The 13,298-nt window shown below is 68.7% G+C and carries 10 protein-coding genes; 6 read left to right on the top strand and 4 right to left on the bottom strand.

What is annotated here, in order from left to right:
* Positions 1 to 156: 156 nt before the first annotated feature.
* A complete protein-coding gene (locus tag V6M46_RS14315; RefSeq protein WP_332666321.1) occupies positions 157 to 3,543 on the top strand; it encodes a pyruvate carboxylase in 3,387 nt (1,128 codons plus the stop codon).
* A 272-nt stretch (positions 3,544 to 3,815) separates the two neighbouring features.
* Positions 3,816 to 5,324 (top strand): PxKF domain-containing protein, encoded by a 1,509-nt coding sequence (locus tag V6M46_RS14310; RefSeq protein WP_332666319.1) that lies wholly within the window; start codon positions 3,816 to 3,818, stop codon positions 5,322 to 5,324.
* A gap of 75 nt (positions 5,325 to 5,399) precedes the next feature.
* Here the strand turns inward: V6M46_RS14310 and V6M46_RS14305 are convergent, their stop codons facing one another.
* The gene (locus V6M46_RS14305) at positions 5,400 to 6,932 is read right to left on the bottom strand and encodes an AMP-binding protein (protein WP_332666317.1); all 1,533 of its coding nucleotides are present in this window, start codon (positions 6,930 to 6,932) and stop codon (positions 5,400 to 5,402) included.
* Between the two features lie 94 nt (positions 6,933 to 7,026).
* Here V6M46_RS14305 and V6M46_RS14300 point away from each other — a divergent pair, with 94 nt between their 5' ends.
* Positions 7,027 to 7,620, top strand: coding sequence for a gamma carbonic anhydrase family protein (locus V6M46_RS14300; protein WP_332666315.1), 594 nt, complete (start codon positions 7,027 to 7,029; stop codon positions 7,618 to 7,620).
* On the opposite strand, the gene V6M46_RS14295 is transcribed toward V6M46_RS14300, so the two are convergent.
* Both V6M46_RS14295 and V6M46_RS14290 read right to left on the bottom strand, forming a co-directional pair.
* Positions 7,610 to 8,206, bottom strand: a complete 597-nt coding sequence (locus tag V6M46_RS14295) for a hypothetical protein (protein ID WP_332666313.1) — start codon at positions 8,204 to 8,206, stop codon at positions 7,610 to 7,612. The two genes, V6M46_RS14300 and V6M46_RS14295, sit on opposite strands and share 11 nt — an antisense overlap.
* Positions 8,207 to 8,281: 75 nt before the next feature.
* Entirely contained in the window at positions 8,282 to 8,761 is a 480-nt protein-coding gene (locus V6M46_RS14290) for a hypothetical protein (protein WP_332666312.1), read from the bottom strand.
* Positions 8,762 to 9,077: 316 nt separating this feature from the next.
* Between V6M46_RS14290 and V6M46_RS14285 the strand changes: the two genes are divergently transcribed.
* Positions 9,078 to 9,536, top strand: coding sequence for a hypothetical protein (locus V6M46_RS14285; RefSeq protein ID WP_332666311.1), 459 nt, complete (start codon positions 9,078 to 9,080; stop codon positions 9,534 to 9,536).
* Positions 9,533 to 11,497: an ice-binding family protein gene (locus tag V6M46_RS14280; protein WP_332666310.1), complete on the top strand. Its 1,965-nt coding sequence runs from the start codon at positions 9,533 to 9,535 to the stop codon at positions 11,495 to 11,497. The genes V6M46_RS14285 and V6M46_RS14280 overlap by 4 nt, the downstream gene beginning before the upstream one ends.
* A 5-nt stretch (positions 11,498 to 11,502) precedes the next feature.
* Here the strand turns inward: V6M46_RS14280 and V6M46_RS14275 are convergent, their stop codons facing one another.
* Positions 11,503 to 12,357, bottom strand: coding sequence for a 3-hydroxybutyryl-CoA dehydrogenase (locus V6M46_RS14275; RefSeq protein WP_442880523.1), 855 nt, complete (start codon positions 12,355 to 12,357; stop codon positions 11,503 to 11,505).
* Between the two features lie 259 nt (positions 12,358 to 12,616).
* Between V6M46_RS14275 and V6M46_RS14270 the strand changes: the two genes are divergently transcribed.
* Positions 12,617 to 13,081, top strand: a complete 465-nt coding sequence (locus tag V6M46_RS14270) for a hypothetical protein (protein ID WP_332666308.1) — start codon at positions 12,617 to 12,619, stop codon at positions 13,079 to 13,081.
* The last annotated feature ends 217 nt before the right edge of the window (positions 13,082 to 13,298 follow it).

The following is a 13,298-nucleotide window of genomic DNA, read 5'->3' as shown; positions in this document are numbered from 1 at the left end:
CCCGGTCGCTGTCGGGTTGTCGGCGACTCCGAGGATCAAGGTCGACCCGTCCGGGCGGGACAACGCGTCGCGAAACATGAGGGAACCCTCGCAATGTGTCGGTGACACGCGGACGATAGGTTGACCCCGACGCTTCCGCCGAGCAAGGACAATCCGTTGTTCCAGAAGATTCTCGTCGCCAACCGAGGTGAGATCGCCATTCGTGCGATCCGTGCTGCCCATGAGCTGGGTGCCGAGACCGTTGCGGTGTTCCCGCACGAGGACCGGGGCTCGGAGCACCGGGTGCGCGCCGGCGAGGCCTATCAGATCGGCGAGCGGGGCCACCCGGTACGCGCATATCTCGACCCCGAGGCGATCGTCGCGGCGGCGGTCAAGGCCGGCGCTGACGCGATCTACCCGGGCTATGGCTTCCTGTCGGAGAACCCGGACCTGGCCGAGGCCTGTGAGCGGTCCGGCATCACGTTCATCGGACCGCCCAAGCAGGTCCTGGAGCTGACGGGCAACAAGGCATCTGCGATCGCGGCGGCCAAGGCGGCCGGAGTGCCGACGCTGAAGTCGGTCGAGCCGTCAGCGGATGTCGACGTGCTGGTCTCGGACTCCGACGTGCTGACGTACCCGTTGTTCGTCAAGGCTGTGGCCGGAGGTGGTGGCCGCGGCATGCGCCGGGTCGACGATCCGGCCAAGCTGCGGGAGTCGATCGAGGCGGCGATGCGGGAGGCCGACGGTGCGTTCGGCGACCCGACCTGCTTCATCGAGGAGGCCGTGGTCGACGCCCGGCACATCGAGGTCCAGATCCTCGCCGACCAGCAGGGCAATGTCGTGCACCTGCGCGAGCGCGACTGCTCGGTGCAGCGCCGGCACCAGAAGGTCGTGGAGATCGCTCCGGCGCCCAACCTCGACCGGGCGACCCGCAAGGCGATGTGTGCCGACGCGGTGAAGTTCGCCGAGTCGATCAACTACTCGTGCGCCGGCACGGTCGAGTTCCTGCTGGGTGCCGACGGCCGTTACGTCTTCATCGAGATGAACCCGCGGATCCAGGTCGAGCACACCGTGACCGAGGAGGTCACCAACGTCGACCTGGTGCAGGCACAGATGCGGATCGCGGCCGGAGCGACGCTGGCCGAGCTGGACCTGGCGGATCAGTCGGCGATCAAGGCGCGGGGCTTCGCGCTGCAGTGCCGCATCACGACCGAGGACCCGGCCAACAGCTTCCGCCCCGACACCGGCGCGATCACGTCCTACCGCTCCCCGGGCGGCCCGGGCGTACGCCTCGACGGCGGCACGACGTTCACCGGCGCCGTGGTCAGCGCGCACTTCGACTCGATGCTGTCCAAGCTGACGTGTCGCGGGCGCGACTTCGAGGCCGCCGTGACGCGCGCCGAGCGTGCTCTCGGCGAGTTCCATGTCGGCGGCGTCTCGACCAACATCCCGTTCCTCAAGGGCCTGCTCGCCAACCCCGACTTCCGCGCCGGCCACGTCACGACGACGTTCATCGAGGGCCACCCCGAGCTGCTGGAGGCCCACGGCGCCTCCGACCCGGCCGGCAAGATCCTGTCCTGGCTTGCCGACGTCACGGTCAACAAGCCCCACGGCCCGGCCCCCACGCTGGTTGACCCGCGCACCAAGCTGCCCGCGGTCGACCTGTCGGTCCCACCGCCCGAGGGGTCCCGTCAGCTGCTCGTACGCCTCGGGCCCGAGGGCTTCGCCGAGGCGCTGCGGCAGCGCGACACCGTCGGCGTCACCGACACGACGTTCCGCGACGCGCACCAGTCGCTGCTGGCGACCCGCGTTCGTACGCGCGACCTGGTGACGGTCGCGCCCTACGTCGCGCGGACGACACCGCAGCTGTTGAGCATCGAGGCGTGGGGCGGTGCGACGTACGACGTGGCGCTGCGGTTCCTCAAGGAGGATCCGTGGGACCGGCTCGCGGCGATGCGCGAGGCGGCGCCCAACATCTGCCTGCAGATGCTGCTGCGCGGACGCAACACCGTGGGCTACACGCCCTACCCGACCGAGGTCACCGACGCGTTCGTGCAGGAGGCGGCCGCGACGGGCATCGACATCTTCCGCATCTTCGACGCGCTCAACGACGTCGACCAGATGCGCCCGGCGATCGAGGCCGTACGGGCGACCGGCACGGCGGTCGCCGAGGTCGCGCTCTGCTACACCGCCGACCTGTCGAACCCCGACGAGAAGCTCTACACGCTCGACTACTACCTGAAGCTCGCCGAGCGGATCGTCGATGCCGGCGCCCACGTGCTGGCGATCAAGGACATGGCCGGCCTGTTGCGCGCACCCGCGGCTCGTACGCTCGTGCGCGCGTTGCGCGAGCGGTTCGACCTGCCGGTGCACCTGCACACGCATGACACCCCCGGTGGCCAGCTGGCCACGTTGGTCGCGGCGATCGAGGCCGGTGTCGACGCCGTCGACGCGGCCTCCGCAGCGCTGGCCGGCACGACGTCACAGCCGCCGATGTCGGCGCTGGTCGCAGCCACCAACCACTCCGAACGTACGACCGGCCTGGACATCGACGCCGTCAACGCGCTCGAGCCCTACTGGGAAGCCACCCGCCGCCTCTACGCGCCGTTCGAGTCCGGCCTGCCGGCACCCACTGGCCGGGTCTACCGGCACGAGATCCCCGGCGGCCAGCTGTCCAACCTGCGCCAGCAGGCGATCGCGCTGGGCCTGGGCGAGAAGTTCGAGCAGATCGAGGACATGTACGCCGCCGCCAACGACATCCTCGGCAATGTCGTCAAGGTGACGCCGTCGTCCAAGGTCGTCGGCGACCTCGCGCTGCATCTCGTCGCGGTCGGCGCCGACCCGAAGGCATTCGCGGAGGACCCGGCGTCGTTCGACATCCCCGAGTCGGTCATCGGGTTCCTGTCGGGCGAGCTCGGCGATCCGCCCGGTGGCTGGCCCGAGCCGTTCCGCAGCAAGGCGCTGCAGGGCCGCAACGCCAAGCCCAAGGTCACCGAGCTGACCGACGACGAGCGCGCCGGCCTGGCGTCCGACCGTCGCCACACCCTCAACCGGCTGCTGTTCCCCGGGCCGACACAGGATTTCGACAAGGCGCACGCGGAGTTCGGCGACCTGTCGACCGTGCCGACCGGGGCGTTCCTCTACGGACTGCGCAACGACAACGAGACCGAGGTCGAGGTCTCCGAGGGCAACCTGCTGCTGTTCGGCATCGAGGCCATCGGCGACGCCGACGAGCGCGGGATGCGCAACGTGCTCGGCACGATCAACGGCCAGCTGCGGCCGACCGAGATCCGCGACCGCTCCGTCGACTCCAAGGTCGCCGCCTCGGAGAAGGCCGACACCGGCAACCCCCAGCATGTCGCCGTCCCGTTCGCCGGCGTCGTCAACGCGATCGTCGCCGAGGGGGACACCGTCGAGGCCGGTCAGACCGTCGCCACGATCGAGGCCATGAAGATGGAGGCCTCGATCACGACGCCCAACGCCGGCACCGTCGTACGTCTCGTCATCCCCGACACCCGCCAGGCCGAAGGCGGCGACCTGCTGCTCGTCCTGAGCCTCGACTGACCAGCTCGAACGACAGGTCCAAGGCTGACCCGTCCAGCGCAGATCGTCGAAGGGCTGGGTAGCACGGCCCGCGACAGTGAGTCAGCCAGCCGGTCACCATTTGGGTGACTAAAAGGGGGCCCATCGGGCTATTCAGGGCCGATGGCTTGCGGCCCTAGTGTCGGGGTGTCCACTGACTTGCTTGCGCAGAGTTGTGGCTGGCAAGGCTCGGAAGGGCCGCGCGGGTCGGGGAGCTGCGTCTCGGTCAGCCACTCCCAGTGGAGGAAGATCCCATGAGCCGCATCACGACCCATTCCCGACGAGCCACTTCGGTGGTCGCGCTCGCCGCCGCCGCCGTGCTGGCTCTGAGCAGCCTCGCCTTCGCCGACAACGTCGTCAACGACGTGACCAACGGCGCCAACGGCACCGGCACCATCACCACCGGTGGCTCGACCACCATCACCTACACGGTCAACGCGACGGGCGGAGGAGCGAACAACTGTGACGCCGCCGATGGCTCGCCGATGACCCTCACGATCACCGTCCCGGCCAATGTGACAGTCGACGACAACACGCTGGTGTTCACCGCGTGTGGTGCGGCCGGCGCGAAGACCGCGACGTTCAGCTCGTCGACCGTCAGTGATCCGAACGGCTACGCCATCACTCACTCGGCGTCCGACACCACCGGCAGCTACAACGTCAGCGCCGCCAACTTCAAGCTCCATGTGGTGGCTCCGGCCATCGTCGACGCGGACGGCGACGGCATTGCGGACGACGACGACAACTGCCCCCTGGTCAGCAACTCCGACCAGGCCGATGTCGACACCGACGACATCGGCGACGTGTGCGACACCAACTCGTACGCCCCCGAGCTCGGCGACCAGGCCGCTGATGCCAACGGCAACGAGGGCAGCCCGGGCAACCCGGCGACCAGCGGATCCTTCACCGACGCGGACGGCAACGACACTCTGGACATCTCCGCGGACAGCGGGACCCTCGTCGACAACGGTGACGGCACGTTCAGCTGGAGCATCACGACGACTGACGACGCCTCCGGCTCGGTGATTGTCACCGCCACCGACGGCGAGCACACGCCGGCGACCCAGACGTTCAACTGGACCGCGGCCAACGTCGCGCCCGTCGTCGGCACCGTCAGCCCCTCGGCGACCGGCGCGTGCTCGGCCTCGATCTCGACGACGTTCGCCGACCAGGGAAGCGCCGACACGCACCTCGCCTCGATCGACTGGGGTGACGGCAACACCGACTCGGTCGGCGACACCTACCTGGTGAACCCCGCGGTCTCGCCGGTCACGGGCAGTCACACGTACACGGCGAACGGCACCTACACCGTCGGCGTGACCGTGACCGACGACGACGGTGGCACCGACACCGAGACCACCGACGCCGAGAGCGACTTCGCGACGAAGACCACGGTGAGCAGCATCCTGCAGCCCATCAACGCCGCCGGGACGCGCAGCGTGTTCAAGCTCGGCTCGACCATCCCGGTCAAGGTCACGGTCACCGGCTGTGACGGGCTGGCGGTCACGGACAAGACCCCGCTGGTCACCCTCTACAAGCTCGACGGCACGCCCAACCCGGGCTACGAGGAGACGGCGACGACCACGGTTGCGACCAACGGGCTCAACATGCGGTGGTCCGACCCGCAGTACATCTACAACCTGTCGACCAAGCTCAGCCAGCAGACCGGTGCCGCGCTCACCGCTGGGTCGTACCGGGTGAAGGTCTCGGACGCCAGCTTCTTCAACGGGCCCGCTACTGCGGACTTCGAGCTGAAGAAGTAGGTCAAGGAGGTCGAGGTCGGTCCCGCCAGGTCAGCTGACCTGGCGGGACCGACCTTTCTGACTCTCCGGTGCTGCTCAGTTGACCTGGCGGTCGTGGCCCTCCCAATAGGGCTGCCGCAGCTTGAACTTCTGCAGCTTGCCGGTCGCAGTGCGGGCGAGCTCGTCGCGGAACTCGATCTTCTTGGGGCACTTGTAGCCCGCGAGGTGCTCGCGGCAGTGCGCGATGAGCCCGGCCTGGTCGACCGGCTCCTCGTCGGGGTCGAGCACGACGAGGGCGGTGATGAGCTCGCCCCATTTCTCGTCGGGGATGCCGATCACGGCGACCTCGCGCACGGACGGGTGTGAGTTCAGCGCATCCTCGACCTCGATCGACGAGACGTTCTCTCCCCCGGTGATGATGACGTCCTTCTTGCGGTCGGCGATCGCGATGTAGCCGTCCTCGAACGTGCCGCCGTCGCCGGTGTGGAACCAGTTGCCGGCCTGCGCCTCGGCCGTGGCCTCGGGGTTGTCCCAGTACGCCTCGAGGTTGTGGTTGGACTGCGCCAGCACCTCGCCCTCGTCGTCGATCATCATGCGTACGCCGATCACGGGCGCCCCGGCCCGGCCCAGGTTGAGGGCCTGCTGGTGCGGCGTGAGGTCGTCCCACTCGGCCCGCATACGGGACATCGTCAACAGCGGAGCGGTCTCGGTGAGGCCGTAGATCTGGATGAACTCCCAGCCCAGCTCCTCGCGTACGCGCTCGATCGTGCGGGTCGGCGGCGGCGCACCGGCGACGATGATGCGTACGCGATCGCGCCCGGGGATCTCGCCCTCCCACGTCTTGGCGCCGTCGAGGGCCGCGGTGACGACGGCGGGCGCGGCGCAGAGGTAGGTGACCCCGTGCTGCTCGATGCGCTTGAGGATCTCGGTGCCGTCGATCTTGCGGATGACTACGTGCTTGGCGCCCATGCCGGTCGCCGCGAACGGGTGACCCCAGCCGTTGGCGTGGAACATCGGCAGCGTGTGGAGGTAGACGTCGCGGTCCGACACCGAGGCCTGCCAGCCGAAGACCGTCGCGTTGAGCCAGTTGTTGCGGTGGGTGAGCTGTACGCCCTTGGGCCGGGCCGTCGTGCCGGACGTGTAGTTGATCGTCGCGGTCGCGCCCTCGTCGCCTTGCCACGGTCGCGGCTCGGTCGACGAACCCCAGATCTTGTCGTCATCCTCGCCGAGGACGAACTTCCGCTTGCAGTCGACCTGGTCGACGAGGTGCCGCAGGTCGGGGTCGACCATCAGCACCTCGGCGCCGGAGTGCTCGACGATGTAGCGGATCTCGGCCACCGCGAGCCGGAAGTTGACCGGCACCAGCACCCGGCCCCAGCCCGAGACGCCGAAGAACGACGTCAACAGCCGCGCCGAGTTCTGCGACACGATCGCGACCCGGCCACCGACCGGAACGCCCATCTCGTCCAGCGACGCGGCCTGCGCGCGCGCCCGGCGGCCCAGCTCGGCGTACGTGATCTCGCCCCACGACTCGGCGGGCTGGTCCGGCTCGTCGACCACCGCGACACGGTCGGGATAGACCGTCACCGCTCGGTCGAGGAAGTCCATGACGGTCAACGGGTAGAGCACGAGTGCCTCCTGTAATGGCGCGGGTCACGCTCTGTCTATCCTGCACCCCGTTGCGTAGTGGTTGCGGCCCGGCCGCGAGGGATACCGTCGGATCATGTTGATCGAGCACCGTGGAGCCAGCCCGCGCATCGACCCGTCCGCGTACGTCGCCCCGACCGCGGTCGTGAGCGGTGACGTCACGATCGGCGCCGACGCCCGCATCCTCCACGGCGCTGTCGTCACGGCCGAGGACGGCACCGTGTCGATCGGCGAGCGGGTCGTCGTGATGGAGAACGCGCTCGTACGCGGGCGGGCCGGCCACCCCGTGTCGATCGGCGACGACGTCATGATCGGCCCGCACGCACACGTCAACGGCGCGACGATCGCGGACGAGGTGTTCATCGCGACCGGTGCGTCGCTGTTCCCCGGCTCGTCCGTCGAGACCGGCTCGGAGATGCGCATCAACAGCGTGCTGCAGGTCAACTCCCGGATCGGTTCGGGGGAGTCGCTGCCGATCGGCTGGGTCGCGGTGGGCGACCCCGCACAGATGTTCCCTCCGGACCGTCACGACGAGATCTGGGCGATCCAGCGCGGGCTCGACTTCGGCGGGACCGTCTACGGCGTGCCCAAGGGCGCGAGCATGCGGGACATCATGAAGCAGCAGGCCGAGTTCTTCGCGCCGCACCGCGACGACCGCGTCATCGACTAGCCGGGTCCTGGGTCGCCGCGCTGTGGTAGCGCAGCCGGATCACTGCGCGCTGGCAGGCATCCTGGTTGACCGTCTTGTTGCTGAAGCCGAGGGTCGCTCCGGAGAACGTCAGGGACTCGTGCGGCCCGAGCGCCTTGCCAACGGGCATACGTGGATCCGTCAGTGTGTAGTCGCTGATGTCACAGGAGCCGGCAGCAGCGTGCGGCCCCTTGGTCACCGACGTCATGGTGACCGTGACCGCCGTGATGTAGGTGTCGTCGTCGGAGTCGTTGGTGACGCTGCCGGTGATCGCGAGCGGTGCTGCCTCGGGGCCAAGGCCCGCGAGGACCGAGGTCTGGGTGATGCGGAGCGAGTTCTGCCCGTCGCGCTGGTCGGTCTCGCAGTCCGTCGATGCCGCCTGCGCCGGCGCGCCGGCCAGGGTCGCGTGCGCGAGGGCCATGATCAAGAGCGCGAGCATGACGACCGGCCCGACCCGCTTGCGGCCTGCGTGTCTGAGGAGCATCGCCCCGGTGACCAGGCACAGCACGGCGACCAGGGCGAGGACGAGCGCCGGGCCGCCGGTGTCCGGCAACGTGTCACAGTCCATGGATGAGTCCCTCACTCCTGACGATGGCCATCCCATCAGGTGGCGCTGACGTGCGGCGCCGCCCGCTGGACGGGGTCAGCTGGCGACGAAGTACAGCGGTACGGCCAGGCCTTCGCACGCATCCTGGTTGCTGCTGAGGTTGTTCATCGTCAGGGTCACGGTGCCGGCGATCGATCCGCCTCCGGCGATCTCGCCGTACGTGATCGCGGGTGTGCCGAGGGTGTAGTCGGCCGCTGTGCAACCCGTCGGATCGCTCACCCACGGGTCGCCATTCGCGTCGGCAACGACGACAGTCACCGAGGTCAGGTCCAGGGTCCCGGTGCCGGGGTTGGCCACGGTGAACGCGACGGACTGGCTGGCTCCGCCGGGGGTCAGGGCGGGGCCGGTGGGGGCTGTGCTGGACACCGTGAACGCGGTGCTGCTTCCGGTCGTGCCCGCACCCGTCCCCGATCCCGACGAGGTCCAGTAGGCGAACGCCACCCCGCCGATCAGCACCAGGAGGGCGGTCATCGCCACGGCGGTGGCGCGCTTCTTTCCTGCGATACGACTGAACATGCGAACTCCCTCGGTTCGTCTGCCCTGACCTGTGGCCCCGGCGCTGATGGCGCGATCGTGGCCACCCCCGAGTGAGGTGGAGCGTGGCAGTCTGTGGCGAACCATACGCCCGATTCGCCCATTGATGTCGGGTTGTCGTGAATTGTTTTTCACTGAATTTTCAGGGATTTTTGTGGGGACCTTTGCCCCTAGGTCGATCGTCTGGTGGGACGTAGAGTGGCGACTCTTTACGTGCTGGTTTCTGTCAGGGAGATGTCCGATGTCCAGCCTTCGCCGAGCCCGACCACCGGTTCGACGGCTGTGGGCTCGAGCCCTCGTGCCGAGTGTTCTCGTCGCAGTCACGGGTGCCTCGGCGTTCGGCTACTGGGCCGCCGGGGGAGCTGGAGCCGGCCATGGGAGCACGGCTTCATCCGTCGCGGTGACACTGAGCCCGGGCGTAGCGTCCGCGGATCTTCGTCCGGGCGGTGTGGGCGACGTGGTGCTGCGGGTGACCAACCCCAACTCGTACGTCGCTGACCTCGGATCCCTGGCCCTGGACGTCACGCAGGGCGACGGGGGATACGCCGTCGATGCCGCGCACCTCGACTGTCCGCTCGTGGCCCTCGGCTACACGACCCAGACCAACAGCGGCGCCGGGTGGACGGTGCCGGCGGCGTCCGGAGCCGACGACGGCACGCTCTCCGTCACGTTGTCCGACGCGCTGGAGATGAGTGCCGACGCAGCGAACGCCTGCCAGGGTGCGACCTTCACGGTCCACCTGACGGCGGGCCCATGAGTCACCGCCACCGCACGCATCGTCGGGGCTCGAGGCGGCACCGCATACGAACCCGCGTGCGCCGGATCGGCGTCCTGTTCCTCGCCTTCAGCCTCACGTTCGGAGCCGGATGGGCCTACTGGTCCACGACGTCCGTGCCGGGCGGCAACGGCGCTGCGGCGGTCGCCACGGTGGGTCGCGGCGAGACGCCGGTCATCTCCGCGACCGGCGACACGGTCACGGTCGAGTGGGCGGCGAGCGGGCTGTCGACCGGCGAGGCGGTCGACGGCTATCGCGTGGCGCGGTACGACGCGACGACCCACGTCGTGCAGACCGCGCTCACCGCATGCGTGGGCACGATCGCGGCCACGTCGTGCACCGAGTCATCCGTGCCAGTCGGCCGCTGGGTCTATGCCGTGACTCCCGTCTACAGCACCAACTGGCTGGGCGCCGAGAGCCCCGACAGCATCGCGGTGGATGTCGATCCGCTGCCAGCCAACTCGGGTCCTGACCTTGGCGACGCCGGAAGCTTCTCGGTCCTGGGCTACACGGGGGTGACGAGCACCGGGACGTCGTCCGTCAGTGGCGACCTGGGCGTGAGCCCCAGCAGCAACGTCACCGGGTTCCCGCCGAGCCTGGTGGGCGGCACGACCCACGCCGGAGACATCCCTGCGGCACAGGCGCAGTCCGCGCTCGTGCAGGCGTACGACGATGCGAGGACGCGGACGTCGACCTCGAGCTTCGGTGGTGACCAGAACGGCGGGACGTTCCATGCCGGTGTGCACAGCACGGCAGCGGCGTTCGCGTTGACGGGCACGCTGACCCTTGATGGTGACGGCGACCCCAACGCTGTCTTCGTCTTCCAGATCGACGCCGCGCTCAACACGGCAGCGGCAAGCCACGTCGTGCTGATCAACGGAGCGCGCGCCTCGCACGTGTTCTGGCAGGTCAATGGTGCCGCAGGCCTCGGCGCCAACTCGACCTTCTCGGGCACGATCATGGCTGCCGGCGCGATCACATTGGGCGCTGACACCGAGCTCATCGGCCGCGCCTTGTCCCGCGATGCAGTCACGCTCGCCAGCAGCACGATCCGCTTCACCGAGGCGCTCCCGCCGACCGTCACGATCGCGGGCGGCGCCGCCGAGGTGACCAAGGATCCGACGCCGGACATCGCCGGTACGACCGACGCCGCGGCCGGCCGGCCGGTCACGGTCACCGTCGCGGGCCAGTCCCAGTCCACGACCGTGCAGGCCGACGGCACGTGGAGCGTCACCGCGGAGAGCCTGGCACCCGGGACCCATACGATCGTGGCCCGCGTGCGCGATGCAGCCGGCAACACGGGATTCGCGACGCAGGCCCTCACCGTCGAGATCAACCCACCGACGGTCGCCCTGGGCGCGGCGAGTACGTTTTCGGTCCTCGCGGCGACCGGCGTCGACAACACCGACGCGACGACCATGACCGGCGACCTGGGCGTGAGCCCAGCGGATGCGGTCTCGGGCTTTCCCCCGGGCATCGTGGGAGGCATCATGCACGCCGGCGACTCGGCCGCGGGGTTGGCGCGGGATGCCCTGGACACGGCCTACACCGACGCCGCCGGCCGGGCCGCGCACACGAGCTTCGACGGAGTCCTCGGCGGTCGTACGTTCCACATCGGGGTTCACCACACCACCGCTGCGATGGCCCTGACCGGAACCGTGACGCTCGACGCTGAGGGCGACCCAGATGCGATCTTCATCTTCCAGACCGACGGTGCGTTGAACGCCGCGGCGAACAGTCAGGTGGCGCTCGTCAACGGCGCCCAGGCCTCCCACGTGTTCTGGCAGGTCAGCGGCGCGGCCGGGACCGGTGCGTCGTCCACGTTCGCCGGCACGATCCTGGCCGGCGGAGCGATCACCCTGGGTGCCGGCTGTCAGCTGACCGGGCGCGCCCTGTCGCTCGGCACCGTGACCCTCGCCGGCAACGTCATCACGACCAGCTGACGCGGCTACTTCTCGTAGCCGTAGAAGCCTTGGCCGGTCTTCTTGCCGAGCAGGCCGGCGTCGACCATGCGGTCGAGCAGCGGCGGGGGTGAGTAGAGCGGTTCCTTGAACTCGTCGTACATCGACTTGCCGATGGCCTTGAGGGTGTCCAGGCCGATGAGGTCGGACAGGGCCAGGGGTCCCATGGGGTGGCCGCAGCCGAGCACCATGCCGCGGTCGATGTCCTCAGCGGAGGCGTAGCCGGCTTCGTACATGCGGATGGCCGACAGCAGGTAGGGCACGAGCAGGCTGTTGACGACGAACCCGGCGCGGTCGGTCGCGTCGATGGGCTTCTTGCCGAGCGTGTCCGTGACCCACGAGCGCATGCGTTCCAGCGTCTCCGACGACGTGGTGAGGGACGGGATCAGCTCGACGAGCTGCATCACCGGGGCGGGGTTGAAGAAGTGCACACCCATGACGTGGTGGGCGCGACCCGACACGGCGCCGAGCTTGACGATCGGGATCGAGGAGGTGTTGGACGCGAGGATCGCGTCGTCCTTGACCAGGATCTGCCCGACCCGGCGGAACAGCTCGAGCTTGGTGGTCTCGTCCTCCGAGGCGGCCTCCACGACCAGGTCGCGGTCGGCCAGCTGCTCCAGGTCGTCGGTGAACGTGATGCGGTCCAGCACGGCGCTCACCTCGTCAGCGTCGATCTTGCCGCGGGACTCCGCCCTCCGCAGAGAACCCTCGACCCGCTCCGACGCAGCCTTGACCGCGTCGGCGTTGATCTCGACCACGACGACGTCGAGCCCGGCCCGGGCTGCGACCTCGGTGATGCCTGATCCCATCAGTCCGCCGCCGATCACGCCGACCCTGTTGATCCCGCTCATGGTGCTCCTCAGTTAGTTGGACGTCATACTAATTGGTCACCCCCACCGTGCGCGACCTGGCCCCGATGCCCATTCGCAGAAGGTTTGAAGTGACGGGATGTTCGGGCGTAACGTCCGCCGAGGGGCAAGGTTTAGATCGTGCCCCCGGAATCAACCAAGAATCTCTGGGCCGTGGATCCTGGCGCATTCGCGCCGGGGGGTGAGCGCGTATGCGCAGCACATACGAATCGATCACTCCCCAGGAAGAATCATGATTTCACGGCGAATTTTCTCATTGATTGCTGCTGTCTTCGCAGTACTTCTGTTCGGCACGACAGCTGCGCATGCCGGCAATGCCCACTTCATCGCCAGCCAGACGTCGTACACCACGTCCGGCGGGACCCTGACGGTGAAGTTCAAGGAAGCCGGCCTCGAGTCCGGCTCGACCGAGACGATCAGGATCAGCGCCCATCTCGATGCGACGTACTCCTGCGTCAACGGCGGCTCCAAGGTTCCATCCGATCCCAAGAAGACGACCATCAGCGGCGACTTCTCGGCAGAGGATGACTTCACGGCCGGCAAGAACGGCAATGTGAGCGGCTCGCTGAGCCTCTTCGCGCCGTCCGCGTCGGACGTCCTCGACTGCCCTCCAGGGCAGCGGGCGACCTTCATCTCGGCCGTCTGGTCGAATGTCTCGATCGATGACCTCGACAGTGGGGCGCATCTGGACCTCTAGCAGCTCGACGAGGCACGACTCGTGATGGCCCGGGGCTCCGGCACCGGGCCATCACGTCGTCGAGGAGCGCGCCTCCGGCCTGACGCCGTCGGCTCGTGATGGGATGACCCCATGCGTACGCTCGCGGTGGCCCTGATCCTGGTGCTCGCCGGTTGCGGCGGATCCGAGGACCCGCCGGCCGCGACCAAGACGACCGTGGCGCCGACCAAGGCCACGA

Source organism: Aeromicrobium sp. (assembly GCF_036676885.1).
Classification (GTDB): Bacteria; Actinomycetota; Actinomycetes; order Propionibacteriales; family Nocardioidaceae; genus Aeromicrobium.
The sequence above is the reverse complement of the archived record's forward strand: the minus strand, read 5'-3'. Positions and strand labels throughout refer to the sequence as shown.